The organism is Kribbella sp. NPDC051952 (assembly GCF_040680855.1).
GTDB lineage: Bacteria > Actinomycetota > Actinomycetes > Propionibacteriales > Kribbellaceae > Kribbella.
Map to the genome: position 1 here is coordinate 226,058 of NZ_JBFAXQ010000001.1, position 16,350 is coordinate 242,407.

The following is a 16,350-nucleotide window of genomic DNA, read 5'->3' on the forward strand; positions in this document are numbered from 1 at the left end:
AGGGTGGAGGCGTGAGCGGGGATGAGCGGCATCGGCTGGGTGTGATCGGTGGTTTGGCGGCGCTGTCACTGGACGCGATGGCGTCGGTGGCTTACGGGCCGGAGGCCATCGTTCTGATCCTCGCCCTCGGCGGGGCGAACGCGATCGGGCTGACGTTGCCGGTCACGCTGGCGATCGCGGGCCTACTGCTCGTGCTCGTCCTGTCCTACCGGCAGGTGATCGCGGCCTTCCCGAACGGCGGCGGTTCGTACGGCGTCTCCAAGCGCTACCTCGGCCGCCGAGCCAGCCTGGTCGCCGGTGCATCACTGGTGATCGACTACGTGCTGAACGTGGCCGTGTCGGTCGCAGCCGGGGTCGCCGCGCTGACTTCCGCCGTACCCGGTCTCTATGGCTATCGCGTGTGGCTGGCTCTCGCCGTCCTCGCGATCGTGACCGCGGTGAACCTGAAGGGCGTGGCGAACTCCGCGCGGATGTTCATCGTGCCGACGGCCGTGTTCGTGGCGGCCATCCTGACGGTGATTCTGGCCGGTCTGCTCCGCGGCGAACCCGCGGTCACCACCACGAGCGCGGAGCAGGCCGGTCAGATTCACGCCATCGGGGTTCTCCTGCTGCTGAAGGCGTTCGCCAACGGTTGCGCGGCACTCACGGGCGTCGAAGCGATCGCGAACGCCGTACCGAGTTTCCGCAAGCCGCGGGCGGTTCGGGCGCAGCGGGCCGAGCTCGTGCTCGGGGTGCTGCTCGCGACGATGCTGATCGGGCTGGCCGTGCTGATCAAGAAGTTCGAGATCAAGCCGGTCGAGGGCGTGACCGTGCTGTCGCAGCTCGCTGATGCCTCGCTCGGGCACGGATTCGGGTACTACGTCGTGCAGTTCTCGACCGTGATCCTGCTGGCGCTGGCGGCGAACACGTCGTACGGCGGACTTCCCGTGCTCGCGCAGTTGCTCGCCAAGGATCACTTCGTACCGCACGTCTTCAAGCTCCGTGGGCAGCGGCAGGTGTACCGCTACGGGATCGGGTTCCTCACGCTCGTATCGGCGGTCCTGTTGATCGCCGCGCGCGGTGACATGAATACGTTGGTCCCGCTGTTCGCGATCGGGGTATTCGTCGGGTTCACGCTGTCGCAGGCCGGGATGGTCCGGCACTGGTGGCACACGCGGCCGGGCGGGTGGCGGTTCAAGCTGGCGCTGAACGGGCTCGGGGCCGTTCTGACCGGGGTGGCCGCGGTCGTCGTCACCGCGACCAAGTTCACCGAGGGCGCCTGGCTGATCGTGATCGCCTTGCCGGCTCTCGTCGTACTGATGCAGGCCGTACAGCGGAACTATCGACGGATCGGTGTCCGGCTGGAGCTCGGCCGGGTCCCGGATCGTCCGAAGGCGCACCGGTCGCGGGTCCTCGTACCGGTGAACGGCGTCAGCAAGCTGACCCGGGACGCGATCTCGGTGGCGTCCGGGCTCGGGCATGACGTGGTGGCTGTGCATGCGGTGAACGCGAGCGACCCGGACGACGTGCGTGACTTCAACAAGCTGATCGCGGACTGGGAGCGCTGGAATCCCGGCGTACCCCTGGTCGCGTTGACGGACGATCGACGCAGGCTCACCGATCCGATCGTCCGATACGTCAAGCACCTCGAGATCGAGACCGTCTTCGTCCTGATCCCCGAGATCGAGCCCGAGCACCTCTGGCAACGCCTGCTGCAGAACCAGCGCGGCGCCCTGCTCGCGCACGCCCTCCGTCGCCACACCAACGCGGTCGTCTGCCGGATGCGTTTCCGCATCCCCGACACCGACCCGGCCACCGAGGTCGAGCCGACCCTGGTCACCATCAGCCGGAGCGCCTGATCGCCTACGGTTCGAAGCGGTAGCCCATGCCTGGTTCGGTCAGGAGGTGCTTCGGGCGAGCTGGGTCGGCTTCGAGTTTGCGGCGGAGTTGGCCCATGTAGAAGCGGAGGTTGCCGCTGGCGGATTCGTAGCCGGGGCCCCAGACCTCGGTGAGGAGTTGGCGTTGGGACATCAGCTTGCCGGGGTGGCGGACCAGGACCTCGAGCAGGTGCCACTCGGTCGGGGTGAGACGGATGTCCTCGCCGTTCTCCAGAGTCACCCGCTTCGCGGCCAGGTCGACGGTGGCGCCGCCGACGGTCACGACCGGCTGGTCCTGCGCGATGTTGGCGCGACGCAGTACGGCGCGCATCCGGGCCAGCAACTCGTCGATCCCGAACGGCTTGGTCACGTAGTCGTCCGCACCCGCGTCCAGCGCCTCGACCTTGTCGGTCTGGTCGGTCCGCCCGGACAGCACCAGGATCGGCGCCTCGGTCCACCCGCGCAGGCCGCGGATCACGTCGACGCCGTCGAAGTCCGGCAACCCGAGGTCGAGAATCACCAACTCCGGCGGGTGCTGGGCCGCCACCTTCAACGCCGACGTACCCGTGCCGGCCAGATGCACCTCGTACCCACGCGCCTTCAGGTTGATCTGCAGCGCCCGGACGATCTGAGGTTCGTCATCGATCACCAGAACTCTGGTCATTCGTCGACCTCCTGCTCGAAGCGTTCGCGAGATCCCGGCACCGGAGCGTCGACCGAGCGCACGGTTGCGGTCGGCATCGACACCACCATGGTCAGGCCTCCACCGGGAGTGTCCTCGGGCTGCAGCGTTCCGTGCATCGCCTCGGCCAGACCACGGGCCAGGGCCAGGCCCAGCCCGACGCCGACGGTGTTGTCGGTGTCGCCGAGCCGCTGGAAGGGCGCGAACACCCGATCCCGGTCTGCCCGCGGGATCCCCGGTCCTCGGTCGATCACCCGGATCTCCACGATGTCGCCGAGCGCGCTCCCGCTGATCAGCGGCGGCCGTCCGGGCGGCGAGTAGCGGATCGCGTTGGCCAGCAGGTTCGCCACCACCCGCTCCAGCAACGCCGGGTCGGCCTCGACCAACGGCAGCGTGTGCGGGATATCCACCGTCACCTTGTCCCCGTCGTCACCGATCTCAGCCAGTACGCCGGGCAGGACCTCGTCCAACGCCATCGGCCGAGTGAAGACAGGAAGTACGCCGGCTTGCAGTCGACTGAGGTCGAGCAGGTTGTCCACCAGTCGCGACAACCGATCGAGCGACTCATCTGCCGTCTCCAGCAGCTCCTCGCGCTCGGACTCGCTCCACTCCACGTCATCACTACGCAGGCTGGTCACCGACGCCTTCGCCGACGCCAGCGGCGACCGGAGATCATGGCCGACCGCCCGGAGTAGCGCCGTACGCAGCTTGTCGGCCTCGGCCAGCGGCTTCGCCTCAGCGGCGGCCTCACTCAGCCTGGCCTTGTCGACCAACGCGGCAGCGTGGGCGGCGAACGCTCCAACCAGCCGACGCTCGTCCGCGGCCAACTGATGGCCCTGAAGCACGAGGACCAGGTCGTCACGCGCCGGGATCTCCGCGTCGGCCTCCTCCGGCCGGGTGCACGTCAGCGTGCCGGCCGAGGCCAACGGCCGCCAGACCTCGGTCAGCTCATCGTCGTCCACCCGCTCCATCAGGCAGGCCCCGGTCATCCCGAACGCCTCGCGCACCCGTTCGAGCAGTGCGGGCAAAGCAGTCTCGCCACGCAACACCGAGCCGGCCAACGTCGCCAGCGTCTCGGACTCAGCCGCGGCCCGAGCCGCCTGCCGAGTACGCCGAGCCGCCCGGTCAACGACCGAACTCACCATCGCCGCGACCAGCACGAAGATCGCCAACGCGAGCGCGTTGTTCAGCTCGGCAATCGTGAAGGTCCGAGTCGGCGGCGTGAAGAAGTAGTTCAGTACGACGGTCCCGCCGATCGCGGTCAGCAACGCCGGCCAGAGTCCACCGACCAACGCAACCACGACGACCGCCAGGAGGAATGCCAGTACGTTGCTGGTCAGGTTGAGGTTGTCCCCACCCAGACCGAGCAGGAGCGCGAGCAGTGGGGGCAGGACGACGGCCAGGATGAACCCCTGCACCTTCCGCCTGCGGGACAAGCTTCCGCGCAACCGCGGCAACCGGCCACGGCCCATCAGCGAGTGGGTGACGATGTGTACGTCGATGTCCCCTGAGTCCCGAATCGTGCTGGACCCGATCCCCGGGCCGGTGAGCACCGACGACACCCGGGACCTGCGCGAACCACCGAGAACGAGCTGGGTGGCGTTCTCCGCGCGGGCGAACGTCAGCAGGGCGTCGGAGATGTCGTCACCGACGACCTGGTGATAGGTGCCGCCCAGGCTCTCGACCAGGTTGCGCTGTTCGGCCAGCCGTTTCGGGTCGGCGCCGGTCAGGCCGTCGGAGCGGGCGACATGGACTGCGAGCAGGTCTCCACCGGACGACCTGGCGGCGATGCGGGCGGCACGCCGGATCAGTGTCTCGCCCTCGGGACCGCCGGTGAGCGCGACGACGACGCGCTCCCGGGCCTCCCAGGTCGAATCGATGTCATGTTGGGCACGGTACTGCTGGAGACCGGCGTCGACCCGGTCGGCGAGCCAGAGCAACGCGAGTTCGCGCAGGGCAGACAGGTTGCCGACCCGGAAATAGTTGCCCAGGGCAGCATCTATCTTGTCGGCCGCGTAGACGTTGCCGTGCGCCATCCGCCGGCGCAACGCCTCCGGCGTCATGTCGACCAGCTCGATCTGGTCCGCGGCCCGGACCACCCGGTCCGGCACGGTTTCCTGCTGCGGTACGCCGGTGATCTTCTCGACCACGTCGTTGATCGACTCGAGGTGCTGGATGTTGACCGCCGAGATCACGTCGATCCCGGCGGCCAGCAGCTCCTCGATGTCCTGCCAGCGCTTCTCGTTCCGGCTGCCCGGCACGTTGGTGTGCGCCAGCTCGTCGACCAGGGCGACCTCGGGCCGCCGGGCCAGCACCGCGTCGATGTCCATCTCGGTGAAGCTCGCGCCGCGGTAGTCGAGGATCCGGCGCGGCACCAGCTCCAGCCCGTGGAGCATCTCCTCGGTGTGCTGCCGGCCGTGGGTCTCGACGAATCCGACCACCACATCGGTACCGCGAGTCACCCTGCGCTGACCCTCGCCCAGCATCTTGTAGGTCTTACCCACACCGGGCGCGGCGCCAAGGTAGATCCGCAGATGCCCACGGCCGCTCTTACTCATGCATCCATGCTCTCAGAGTGCAGCGAGAGCGTTGTTGAGCTTCACCACGTTGACTGCGGGCTCCCCGAGGAAGCCGAGCGTGCGGCCCTTCGTGTTGTCCTTCACCAACTGTTGCACCGTCGCCACGTCCAGACCACGCTCACGGGCGACCCGGTTGACCTGCAGAGCGGCGTACGCCGGGCTGATGGCCGGGTCGAGACCGCTGCCACTGGCGGTGACCGCGTCCGGCGGGACCTGCGCCGGGTCGACACCCTCGAGCTCCGCGACCGCGGCCCGCCGCTCGTCGATCAGCTTGACCAGATCGGCGTTGTTCGGCCCGTACTGCGAGGCCGCACTGCCCATCGCGTCGTAGTCGACCGCGGACGGCCGGGTCTGGAACCACTTCGGGTCCGCGACCATGATCGCGTTGCCGTCGTCGTCCTTCTTGCCACTGTCCTGGGTGTAGGCCTGGCCGATCAGGTCGGACGCGGTGTCCTTGCCGTCGACCTTGACGATCGAACCGTTCGCGTTGCCGTGGAAGAGGGCCTGTGCGACGCCGGTCATCACCAGCGGGTAGACGATCCCGAGGATCGCCGTGAACACGAGCAGCGCCCGCAGCGCCACCCCGAACTGCCGGACCGAGCCGGGCAGATTGCTTGCCATTGACAACTAGCCCTTCAAGAGTTGGACACTGTTAGCGGAGACCGGGGATCAAGGAGATCACCAGGTCCAGGAGTTTGATTCCGACGAACGGGCTGATCAGACCGCCGACGCCGTAGATCAGCAGGTTGCGGCGCAGCATCGCGGACGCGGACGAGGGCTTGTACTGAACGCCCCGCAGAGCCAGCGGTACCAGTGCCACGATCACCAGCGCGTTGAACACGATGGCGGACACGATCGCCGACTCCGGCGAGTGCAGCCCCATGATGTTCAGCTTGTCCAGCCCCGGGTACGCCGCCGCGAACAGCGCCGGCAGGATCGCGAAGTACTTGGCCACGTCGTTCGCGATCGAGAACGTGGTCAGCGATCCGCGGGTGATCAGCAACTGCTTGCCGATCTCAACGATCTCGATCAGCTTGGTCGGGTTGGAGTCGAGGTCGACCATGTTGCCGGCCTCCTTGGCGGCCGACGTCCCGCTGTTCATCGCCACCCCGACATCGGCCTGGGCCAGCGCCGGAGCGTCGTTCGTGCCGTCACCGGTCATCGCGACCAGGCGGCCACCCTCCTGCTCCTTCTTGATCAGCGCCATCTTGTCCTCGGGCGTCGCCTCGGCCAGGAAGTCGTCGACCCCGGCCTCCTCGGCGATCGCGCGCGCGGTCAGCTGGTTGTCACCGGTGATCATCACGGTCCGGATGCCCATCGCGCGCATCTGGTCGAACCGCTCCCGCATGCCTTCCTTGACCACGTCCTTCAGGTGGATGACGCCGAGTGCGCGCGCCTTGCCGTTCACGGTCTCGGCGACGACGAGCGGCGTACCGCCGGAAGCAGAGATGCCGTCGACCATCTCGCCGAGCTTCGGGTCGGTGGTCCCGCCGTGCTGGCTGATCCAGGCGTTGACCGCACCGGCCGCGCCCTTACGGACTTGCCGGCCGTCCACGTCCACGCCGCTCATCCGGGTCTGTGCGGTGAACTCCACGAAAGTTGCGTGCGGCAACTCTCCGGTGTGCCGCTCACGCAGTCCGTACCCGGTCTTCGCCAGTACGACGATCGACCGGCCCTCCGGTGTTTCGTCGGCCAGGCTGGACAGCTGCGCCGCGTCGGCGAGCTCGGTGTCGGTCACACCCTCGACCGGGATGAACTCCGACGCCTGCCGGTTACCCAGCGTGATGGTGCCGGTCTTGTCGAGCAGCAGCGTGTTCACGTCACCCGCGGCCTCGACGGCCCGGCCGGACATCGCCAGGACGTTGCGCTGGACCAGCCGGTCCATGCCCGCGATACCGATCGCGGACAGCAGCGCACCGATCGTGGTCGGGATCAGGCAGACCAGCAGGGCCACCAGGATCACGATGCTCAGATCCGTCTTCGCGTACGCCGCGAACGTCGGCAGCGTCACCGTGGCGACCAGGAAGACGATGGTCAGGCTGGCCAGCAGGATGTTCAGCGCGATCTCGTTCGGCGTCTTCTGCCGGGAGGCGCCCTCGACCAGGGCGATCATCCGGTCGATGAAGCTCTCACCGGGTTTGGTGGTGATCTTCACGACGATCCGGTCCGACAGCACCTTGGTGCCACCGGTGACCGCGCTGCGGTCGCCGCCGGACTCACGGATGACCGGGGCCGACTCGCCGGTGATGGCCGACTCGTCGACGCTCGCGACGCCCTCGACGACGTCACCGTCGCCGGGGATGATCTGCCCGGCCTCGACGACCACCAGGTCACCCAGCTGGAGCTGGGTCGCAGGGATCTCCTCCTCGCGGTCACCGGCCAGCCGGCGTGCGGTGGTCTCGGTCTTGGCCCGGCGCAGCGTCTCGGCCTGGGCCTTGCCCCGGCCCTCGGCGACCGCCTCGGCCAGGTTGGCGAAGATCACGGTCAGCCAGAGCCAGACCACGATCCACCAGACGAACACGCTCGAGTCGGTGAAGGCGAAGATCGTCGACGCGACCGCACCCACCTCGACCACGAACATGACCGGGTTCTTCACCATCACCCGCGGGTCGAGCTTGCGCAGCGCGTCCGGCAAGGAGGTGAGCAGCATCTTGGGGTCGAACAGACCCGACGCTGCGCGTTTCGGAGATGCCGCCGGCGTGGTTGCGGGCGGCCTTACGAGCGTGGTCACAGTCCCTCCGCGAGGGGTCCAAGAGTCAGTGCGGGGAAGTAGGTCAGGCCGGTCACGATCAGGACGGTGCCGACGAGCATCGTCACGAACAGGGCCTTGTGAGTGGGCAGCGTGCCCTGGGTCACCGGTACCGGTTGCTGCTGGGCGAGCGAGCCGGCCAGGGCGAGTGCGAACACGATCGGGACGAACCGGCCGAGCAGCATCACCAGCCCGAGGGCGGTGTTGTAGAACGGGATGTTCGCGCTGATACCGCCGAACGCGCTGCCGTTGTTGTTACCGGCCGAGGTGAACGCGTAGAGGACTTCGGAGAACCCGTGTGGGCTGTCGGTGTTGAAGATCGACGCCCGGGCCACCGCGAGTCCCATCGCCAGCGAGGCACCGACCAGTACGACGGTCGGCGTCGTCAGGATGTACAGCGAGACCAGTTTCATCTCGCGTGCGGTGATCTTCTTCTTCAGGTACTCCGGGGTCCGTCCGACCATGAGGCCCGCGACGAACACGGCCAGGATGGCGAGGATCAACATGCCGTAGAGCCCGGTCCCGGTACCACCCGGACTGACTTCTCCCAGCATCATGTGGAAGAGCGTCGTACCGCCGCCCAGTGGGGTGAACGAGTCGTGCGCCGAGTTCACCGCGCCGGTCGACGTACCTGTCGTCGAGGTTGCGAACAGGGCTGACGCCCATTCGCCGAAGCGGGTCTCCTTGCCCTCCATCGCGGCACCCGCGGCCTGGGTCGCCGTACCGGCGCCCTGGGTCTCGAAGAAGGTGGCGGCGAAGGTGAAGGCGGCCCAGAGGGTGCCCATCACACCGAGGATCGCGTAGCCCTGCCGCTTGTCCTTGACCATCAGGCCGAAGGTCCGGGTCAGGGCGACCGGGATGACCAGCTCGAGGAAGATCTCGAACAGGTTCGACAGGCCGTTCGGGTTCTCGAACGGGTGCGCCGAGTTGGCGTTGTAGAAGCCACCACCGTTGGTGCCAAGCTCCTTGATGACCTCCTGGCTGGCCACGGGGCCGCCGGGGATGGTCTGCGATTGGCCGACCACCGAGGCGACCTCGTGTCCGCCGGAGAAGTTCTGGACGACACCCATCGCGACCAGCGCGAGAGTGCCCAGGACCGCGATCGGCAGCAGCACCCGCAGCGTGGTCCGGGTCAGGTCGACCCAGAAGTTGCCGAGCCGGTCGGTCTTGGCCCGGGCGAAGCCGCGGATCAGGGCGACCGCCACGGTCATACCGACGGCCGCGGACAGGAAGTTCTGTACGGCGAGGCCGGCGAACTGGACCAGGTGGCCCATCGTCACCTCGGGCGAGTACGACTGCCAGTTGGTGTTCGCGACGAAGGACGCAGCCGTGTTGAACGCCAGCCCCGACTCGACGTTCGGCAGGCCCAGCGACAGCGGCAGCCAGTGCTGCAGGCGCTGCAACAGGTAGAGCAGTACGACGCTGAGCGCGGAGAACGCGATCAGGGACCGGGCGTACACGCCCCAGGTCTGATCGGCCTTCGCGTCGACGCCGAAGAGCTTGTAGGTCACGCGCTCGATCCGCAGGTCCTTGTCGGACGTGTAGACGCGGGCCATGTACCCACCCAGCGGCCGGTAGACGGCGGCCAGGCACAGGAGTAGGAAGCCGACCTGCAACAGGCCGGCCGCGGTGTCTGACATCAGAACCTCTCGGGGAAGATCAGGGCGGCGACCAAGTAGAGGACCAGGGCCACGGCGACCACCAGGCCGGCGATGTTCTCGGCGCTCACAACTTCTCCACTCCACGCAGCGCGTACCAGATGGCCGCGAACACGACGACGGTGACGGCGAGGTAGATCACGTCATGCATGACGCCACCACCTCGTGGCAACAGATGCTCATGAGTTCACTGCACATCGCTCGCTGCCCGATCAGGAGTGTTCTCGCAGGCCTCTCACACCCACTGACAGAGCTCTCACACGCTTCTCACATACTTACGCTGGCATTCCCACCAACAGACGAGGGAAGAACAAGCACGTGACTGAACTGGACATCCCCGCCCCCGCCGAGCAGTTCTTCTCCGCGGAGACCCGGGAGGCGCTGGTGGAAGCGAGCCGCAAGCTCGCCGAGCGTCTCCAGGCCCACACCGACGCTCTGCTCGCGATGACCGGCGAAGAGGAGCAGACCGCGCTCTACGAGGAGAACGCGGCGCTCGAGGAACTCGTCGAGGACTGGAACGACGCCGTCTTCGAACACACCGGTACGGCGCCGCTGCTGCTGGACGACGCGGTCGACGAAGAGGACGAGGAAGAGGCCGAGCAGGACCAGGTGATCAGCGTGGTGTCCCGGTTCGACCTGCGCGTGGTCGACCTGGACGCACTGCTCGAGGCCGGCCGGGCCGCGCAGGAACGGCACCCGGCCGAGCTGGACGAGACCGCCGAGCGGGAGCCGGTGGAATCGGCCGAGCAGGCCATCTACGAGATCAGCCGCGAGGTCGGCGAGGCGTGGTTCGAGCTACCGGGCATCGAGATGGTGGCCGGCGCCCGCGCGTACGTCGTACCGGAGGCTCCCTTCGAGCCGCTGGACGCGGACGCCGAGGACGTGGTGACCGAACTCGTCGCCCCGAACGGCGTAGCCACCCACGCCGAGACCTGGGCCTAGACCAGTAGTTGGCCGTCGAGCGTCGTGACGGCCTGACCGGTGAGCTGGACGCGGTCGCCGACGGTGGCGACACGGACGACACCGCCTCGGGCGGACGCCTGGTATCCGACCAGTTCGTCCCGTCCGAGGCGCTCGGCCCAGTACGGCGCCAGCGCCGTGTGCGCACTCCCGCAGACAGGGTCCTCCGGGATCCCGCTGGCCGGAGCGAAGAACCTGGACACGAAGTCGTAGCCGGAGTCCGCGGGGGCGGTGACGATCGTCCCCCGGTTCCGGTCGCGCTGATTGAGCGCCTTCACCCGACCCAGGTCCGGCGCCAACGCCCGGACGGCCGCTTCGTCGGCCAGTACGACGAGAACGTCGGACAACTCGCCCGTGCTGTGCACACTGACCGGCTCGGCACCCAGTGCCTCGACCAACCCAGCCGGCACCTCGGCCACGGCCGGTCGGTTGACCGGGAAATCGAGGGTGATCCACCCGTCGTCGATCGCGGCCGTGAGTACGCCGCTCCTGGTCGCGAAACTCACCTTCCCGCTGACCAGCCCGTCCGACACCAGGGCGTGCGTCGTCGCCAGCGTCGCGTGACCACAGAGATCGACCTCGATGGTCGGCGTGAACCAGCGGAGGTCCCAGTCCGCGTCAGCGCGCTCCGACGGACGGGCGAACGCGGTCTCCGCGTGCTGCATCTCGGCCGCGACGGTCTGCATCCAAGCGCCGTCCGGCCAGGCACCCGCCTCGAGCAGGCACACACCGGCCGGGTTCCCGGTGAACGGACGATCGGCGAACGCGTCAACGACCCTGATCCTCATGATCTCGACGCTAAGCCGTGCTGCGTTGCGGTTGATATAGCCACTCGGTGCCGAGTGGCCCGCTACGCCATCGCGACGGCGTCGATCTCGAGCAGCCAGTTCTCGGCGTAGATGTCGCAGATGATGACCGTGAGAGCCGGGGCGTGGTCGCCGAGGACCTCTTCGCGGATCTTCGAGTTCATCGCGCGGTACTGTCGGTCGGACAGGTGCGTGGTCACCTTGACCAGGTTGCCGATGCCCATCCCGGCCTCGGTCAGGACCGCGAGCACGTTGCGCCAGACCATCCGGCACTGCGCCTCGAACGTCTCCGGCACCCGGCCGTGTTCGTTACCCCACGGAACCTGTCCACTGACGAACACCATCCGCTGCGCGCCCTCTACCTGGACGCCGTGGGTGTAGTTCCCTGTCGCCGGCGGCAAGATCACCGGATTCAACGGCTCGATCGCAAGACGTGACATGTACTCCCCCTCCTACTCACCTACTGCTTCCCCACCCCGAGGTCGCTTCATGTCTACCTTGCCCGGATTGAACCGCCTAGCCAAACCGGCCGTGTCGATGGTGTTCCGCATCCCGACCGACAGGAAAGTGACATGTCACTTCGCTCGAACGGCCGTCCACTCGCTGTTGCGGCCGCACTCGTCAGCGGTCTCGCTCTGGTCGCACCCGCGACCGCCAGTGCTCATTCGAACCACGGCGGGCCGAGGCATCTCGCCGTACAGCAGGTCAACCTGGTCTCGGACCAGGCCGGCAAGGCCAGCCTGCAGGACGCCGACCTGGTGAACCCGTGGGGCCTCGCGCTCGGCGCGACCTCCCCGCTGTGGACGTCAAACCAAGGTACGTCGACCTCCACGCTCTACTCGTCCGCACCGGCCGCGACCGTCGCGACCAAGGTGCCCACCATCCGCGTGAACGTGCCGCTGCCGACCGGGCAGGTCTCGAACCCCGGCACCGGCTTCGTCCTCAGCAACGGGACCGTGAGTGGCCCGGCCCGGTTCATCTTCTCGACCCTGACCGGACAGATCGCGGCCTGGGGACCGCCGGTCTCGCCGTTGATGGGTGCGGCGGAGATCAAGGCCACGACTCCGGGCGCTGCCTACACCGGCCTGGCGATCTCTCCGACCGCCGACCGTCTGTACGCCGCCAACTTCGCGCAGGGCCGGATCGACGTCTTCGACAGCACCTTCGCTCCGGTGAAGCTGCCATGGTGGGCGTTCCGTGACTCCTCGCTGCCGAAGGGGTACTCGCCCTTCAACGCGCAGACGCTGAACGGGCACATCTTCGTCGCCTACGCCAAGGTCGACCCGAAGACCGGTCGCAACGCTGCCGGTCGCGGCCTCGGCTTCGTCGACGAGTTCACGGTCGACGGCAAGCTCGTCAGCCGGGTCGCCTCCCGTGGTGACCTGAACGCGCCGTGGGGTCTCGCCCTGGCCCCCGCCGCGTGGGGCCAGCCGGCCGGCACGTTGCTGGTCGGTAACTTCGGTGACGGCCGGATCAACATCCTGCAGCCGAAGTCCCACAACCGCTACAAGACCGATGGTCAGGTCCGCGACGCCAGGGGCAAGACCCTGAAGATCGACGGTCTCTGGGCCCTGCTCCAGGGCACCGCGACCACTGGCGGCACCGACGCCCTCTGGTTCTCGGCCGGCCCCGACCACGAGACGCACGGCCTGGTCGGCGTACTGCGTCTGTCCTGAACCCAGCCGCCTCCGCCCGCCGGCCGCTAAGGTCGGCGGGTGGAACGGACGGTCGAGCAACTACTGGGCGTCCGGGTGACCGACCGCGCAGACCTCGACAGCAGCGAACTGGCCCCGGCAGCTCAGGTGTTCAGGGGCTTTTCGAACCAGTGATGGGCGTAGGGCTCGGTGTTGAAGGGCGGGACCTCCTGGTACCCCGAGGCCCGGTAGAGCGCGATTGCCTCGGTGAGGTTGCGGTTGGTCTCGAGCCGTACGGCGGGAGCACCATGAGCGGCAGCCTCCCGCTCGAGCTCTGACAGCAACCGCCGCCCGACGCCGAGCCCTCTCACGTCCGGTGACACCCACATCCGCTTGAGCTCCGCCGGCTCGTCTCCGTGCAGCTTCAGCCCACCACAACCGACTGGCTCCGACCGAAGCGTTGCCATCAGCAACAATCCCGCCGGCAATGTCAGCTCGGCATTCCCCGCCGGGATACTGCGAGCATGGTCGAACCCGGCCTCGAACCGCCGGCCGAGCTCCTCGAAGTACGCCTGCAAGCAGTACTGCGCCTCCGGACGCCGCGGATCCACCACCTCGACCCGCACCATCGACGCCGTCAGCAACCGCGAAACCTCATCCATCGCGGCCACCAACCGCACCCGCTGCCGCTCACTCAACGGGGCCAGGATCGACGCGGCCAACTCATCGGACCGCTCGTCAAGCAGCCTTCGCTCGGCAACACCCTGCTCGGTCAGCCGGGCGATCCGCACCCGCCCGTCCCCGGCACTCGTCTCCACTCGGACCAGTCCGTCACTCTCCAACGAGCGCAGCAGTCGGCTCAGATACCCCGAATCCAGCTCCAGTTGGGCTCGCAGCGCCCGTACGTCACACCCGTCCGGACCGATCTCCCACAGGACCCGGTCCAGGCCCAACGACCGATCGCGGCCCAGGTAGGCCTCCTGCAGCACCCCGGCCCGCTGCGTGACGACCCGATGGAATCTCCTGACCTCGGCAACCTCCATTCGCTGACTTTAGTCAGAGAAGAGTCAGTTGGCGAGGTCGGCGGTGGCGGTGTGGCCGGCGGTGGCGGTGCGGCGGAGGAAGTCGACGAGGACTTCGAGTTCGGCGACTGAATAGTCGGCGAGGAGGTCGTCCATCGAGCTGTTCATGCCTGCGTAGAGGTGGAACACCTCACCGCTGCGATCGCGGACGGCGCGGACGGTGACCGCGCGACGGTCGGGCCCGTCCGGATCACGTTCGCGGACGACCCAGCCGCCGCGTTGCAAGCGATCGAGTACGCCGGTCATCGTGGCCGGATGCAGGCCCGCCCGCCGGGCCACTTCGCTCGGGCTCATCGGTCCGTGCCGCCCGATCAGTTCCAGGCAGTCCAGGTCGACGTCCTTGAGGGCGAGATGCGATCCGACCTGGCGATTGAGCATCGCGAGCTGATTACTCAGCTCCCGCAGCGAGTCCTTGATCTCGGTCGCCAGCCGCCGCCTGCTCCGACCCCCACCAGAAGCTCCCGAACTCATACCATCTGCTCCTCAGGTCGTACGACATCCGCACGACACCCTACCCAGCGGGCACCTGGAACGCGTCCGCATGATCCGCGACCCACCGCGTGAACGTACGAGCCTGGCGACCGAGAATCCGCTCCACCTCGTCAGTGACCTCGGCCGGCTTTCCGGCACCGCGCTCGTATCTGCCCATCAGCGCGGTGACGAAGGCCTCGGGCAGACCCCTCGCGACCATCCCGCGAATCGCCTGCTCCGGCGGCACCTCCTGGAACTGGAGGTCCCGACCGGTGACCTCGCCGATGATGCCGACCATCTCCTCGTGCGTCACCGACTGCGGTCCGGTCACCGGGATCCGGCGACCGTCGAGACTGTCGTCCACCAGCGCCTGGGCGATCACGGCCGCGAGGTCCATTTCGTGGATCGGGGCTTCCGCGAAGTCGCCGTACGGCGCTCTGAGGATGTCACCCGCACGAGCCTGCGCACCGAACAGGCCGATGGTGTTCACGGCGAACGTGCTCGAGCGCACCGCCACCCACGGCAGTCCCCCGGTGACGACCGCGTCCTCGACCTCTTTGTTGCGGTCACCGTTGGCCCGCGACGGCTGGTACGCCGGGTCGTCGTCGACATTCACCGCCGACAAGACGACGACCCGACGTACGCCGCTCTCGGCCGCCAACGCGACCAACTTCTCCGCGGCCTCGCCGACCGCTCGCGGGTGCACGAAGAGAACGTCAGCCCCTTCGAGAACACCCGCGGCCTCCTCCGGCCGAGCCAGGTCCGCCCGCCGGACGTCCACTCCGGCGGGCAGTGTTGCGGCGTCGGCCGACCTGGCTACCGCCCGTACGTCGAGCCCTTGATCCCTCAGCAGTGCGACCAACGGACGCCCGACCACGCCCGTCGCTCCCGTGACCACGATCATGCCCACTCCAATCCTGCGGTCCATATCGTATGGATCTCATATTATCTGGGAATGATCATGGCGCAAGAGGGATCGTCAGGCCCGCTGGCCGATGCCGAAGAGGAGGGAGCTGGATTGGACGAGCTCGGGATGTCGGTCCGCGAGGCGGGAGCACTCCAGTGCGGTGCGGAGTGGATCCGGCTCGCGGAGACTGTCGGGCAGCGGCTGACCTTGGTAGTGCGCGTCGATCATCACGGTGAGCCAGCCGCCCGGACCTGTCAGGCCGTGGATCGTGACGCCGCGCAGGCCGGAGTTCATCAGCTCGGACCTCAACTGGGCGACGGTGTGGTACGTCGTCTCCGCCATCCGCTCGTTCTGCGGACTGAACCCGTCGCGGAGGATCTCCGTGACCACACCCTGTCGCTGGATCAGCGTGTTGGCCAACGTCGAGCCGATCAGGTTGGCGGCCCGGTTGATCGCGATCACCGCGACGAACCCACCGAGCTTCGTCACCCGAGTCGCTTCTCGCAGCGCCAACTGCCGATCGGACGCCTCCCGCAGGTGATACATCGGGCCGGCCACAAACGTGCCGTCGAACTCCTCGTCGTCCCACGGCAGCTGCCGCGCATCCCCTTGTACAGCGCTGATCCCGGCCTCGGTCGCCTGGACGATGTGCCGCTCGATCGGGTCGATCAGCTGGACGTTGTACCCACGTTGCTGAAGCCAGCCCGCGTGCACACCAGGCCCACCACCGATATCCGCAACCGCCGCGGGCGGTGGAGGCAGATACCGCGTCAGCAGATCCTGAACCCGAGCCAGCTCGAGCCGCCCCTTGATCGACGCCCCCAACCGCCCCGCCTCGTCATACCGCTCCCCGTAATGCTCCTCTAGCTCCCCATGAATCGTCATGACAAGCAATCCTCACCACGGACCCCCGTCCGAGGCAGGCCAGATCAAGGGGCAACCCGGGGCAGATAGAGGATGCGGACC

The 16,350-nt window shown here is 67.8% G+C and carries 15 protein-coding genes; 3 read left to right on the forward strand and 12 right to left on the reverse strand.

What is annotated here, in order from left to right; genetic code table 11:
* The first annotated feature begins 11 nt into the window (after positions 1–11).
* Entirely contained in the window at positions 12–1,838 is a 1,827-nt protein-coding gene (locus tag AB0L70_RS01060; protein WP_363678570.1) for an APC family permease, read from the forward strand.
* Between the two features lie 4 nt (positions 1,839–1,842).
* Here the strand turns inward: AB0L70_RS01060 and AB0L70_RS01065 are convergent, their stop codons facing one another.
* The 6 genes from AB0L70_RS01065 to kdpF form a co-directional block, all read right to left on the reverse strand.
* A complete protein-coding gene (locus AB0L70_RS01065; protein ID WP_363678572.1) occupies positions 1,843–2,520 on the reverse strand; it encodes a response regulator in 678 nt (225 codons plus the stop codon).
* Positions 2,517–5,096: a DUF4118 domain-containing protein gene (locus AB0L70_RS01070; protein ID WP_363678574.1), complete on the reverse strand. Its 2,580-nt coding sequence runs from the start codon at positions 5,094–5,096 to the stop codon at positions 2,517–2,519. The genes AB0L70_RS01065 and AB0L70_RS01070 overlap by 4 nt, the downstream gene beginning before the upstream one ends.
* 12 nt (positions 5,097–5,108) lie before the next feature.
* On the reverse strand, positions 5,109–5,738 hold the full coding sequence (locus AB0L70_RS01075; RefSeq protein ID WP_363678576.1) for a potassium-transporting ATPase subunit C: 630 nt from the start codon (positions 5,736–5,738) through the stop codon (positions 5,109–5,111).
* A gap of 31 nt (positions 5,739–5,769) precedes the next feature.
* The gene (gene kdpB / locus AB0L70_RS01080) at positions 5,770–7,782 is read right to left on the reverse strand and encodes a potassium-transporting ATPase subunit KdpB (RefSeq protein WP_363679937.1); all 2,013 of its coding nucleotides are present in this window, start codon (positions 7,780–7,782) and stop codon (positions 5,770–5,772) included.
* Between the two features lie 62 nt (positions 7,783–7,844).
* Positions 7,845–9,506, reverse strand: a complete 1,662-nt coding sequence (gene kdpA, locus AB0L70_RS01085; RefSeq protein ID WP_363678578.1) for a potassium-transporting ATPase subunit KdpA — start codon at positions 9,504–9,506, stop codon at positions 7,845–7,847.
* Positions 9,506–9,595 carry a K(+)-transporting ATPase subunit F gene (kdpF, locus tag AB0L70_RS01090; protein ID WP_131363646.1) on the reverse strand — a complete coding sequence of 30 codons (90 nt, stop codon included), beginning with the start codon at positions 9,593–9,595 and terminating at the stop codon, positions 9,506–9,508. Before kdpF ends, kdpA begins: the two co-directional genes overlap by 1 nt.
* Positions 9,596–9,842: 247 nt before the next feature.
* On the opposite strand from kdpF, the gene AB0L70_RS01095 reads away from it, so the two are divergent.
* Positions 9,843–10,466, forward strand: coding sequence for a hypothetical protein (locus AB0L70_RS01095; protein WP_363678581.1), 624 nt, complete (start codon positions 9,843–9,845; stop codon positions 10,464–10,466).
* Here the strand turns inward: AB0L70_RS01095 and AB0L70_RS01100 are convergent.
* Together AB0L70_RS01100 and AB0L70_RS01105 are read right to left on the reverse strand one after the other, a co-directional pair.
* Positions 10,463–11,272, reverse strand: coding sequence for a PhzF family phenazine biosynthesis isomerase (locus tag AB0L70_RS01100; protein ID WP_363678583.1), 810 nt, complete (start codon positions 11,270–11,272; stop codon positions 10,463–10,465). The genes AB0L70_RS01095 and AB0L70_RS01100 overlap by 4 nt on opposite strands.
* A gap of 62 nt (positions 11,273–11,334) precedes the next feature.
* Positions 11,335–11,730 (reverse strand): RidA family protein, encoded by a 396-nt coding sequence (locus tag AB0L70_RS01105; RefSeq protein WP_363678585.1) that lies wholly within the window; start codon positions 11,728–11,730, stop codon positions 11,335–11,337.
* A 132-nt stretch (positions 11,731–11,862) separates the two neighbouring features.
* On the opposite strand from AB0L70_RS01105, the gene AB0L70_RS01110 reads away from it, so the two are divergent.
* Positions 11,863–12,966 (forward strand): TIGR03118 family protein, encoded by a 1,104-nt coding sequence (locus tag AB0L70_RS01110; protein ID WP_363678587.1) that lies wholly within the window; start codon positions 11,863–11,865, stop codon positions 12,964–12,966.
* 122 nt (positions 12,967–13,088) lie between these two features.
* On the opposite strand, the gene AB0L70_RS01115 is transcribed toward AB0L70_RS01110, so the two are convergent.
* The 4 genes from AB0L70_RS01115 to AB0L70_RS01130 form a co-directional block, all read right to left on the reverse strand.
* Positions 13,089–13,967: a helix-turn-helix domain-containing GNAT family N-acetyltransferase gene (locus AB0L70_RS01115; RefSeq protein ID WP_363678589.1), complete on the reverse strand. Its 879-nt coding sequence runs from the start codon at positions 13,965–13,967 to the stop codon at positions 13,089–13,091.
* Between the two features lie 24 nt (positions 13,968–13,991).
* Complete coding sequence (locus AB0L70_RS01120) at positions 13,992–14,477, reverse strand: MarR family transcriptional regulator (RefSeq protein ID WP_363678591.1); 486 nt, start codon at positions 14,475–14,477, stop codon at positions 13,992–13,994.
* 40 nt (positions 14,478–14,517) lie between these two features.
* On the reverse strand, positions 14,518–15,381 hold the full coding sequence (locus AB0L70_RS01125; RefSeq protein WP_363678593.1) for an NAD(P)H-binding protein: 864 nt from the start codon (positions 15,379–15,381) through the stop codon (positions 14,518–14,520).
* A gap of 75 nt (positions 15,382–15,456) precedes the next feature.
* On the reverse strand, positions 15,457–16,269 hold the full coding sequence (locus AB0L70_RS01130; protein WP_363678595.1) for a methyltransferase domain-containing protein: 813 nt from the start codon (positions 16,267–16,269) through the stop codon (positions 15,457–15,459).
* Between the last annotated feature and the right edge of the window lie 81 nt (positions 16,270–16,350).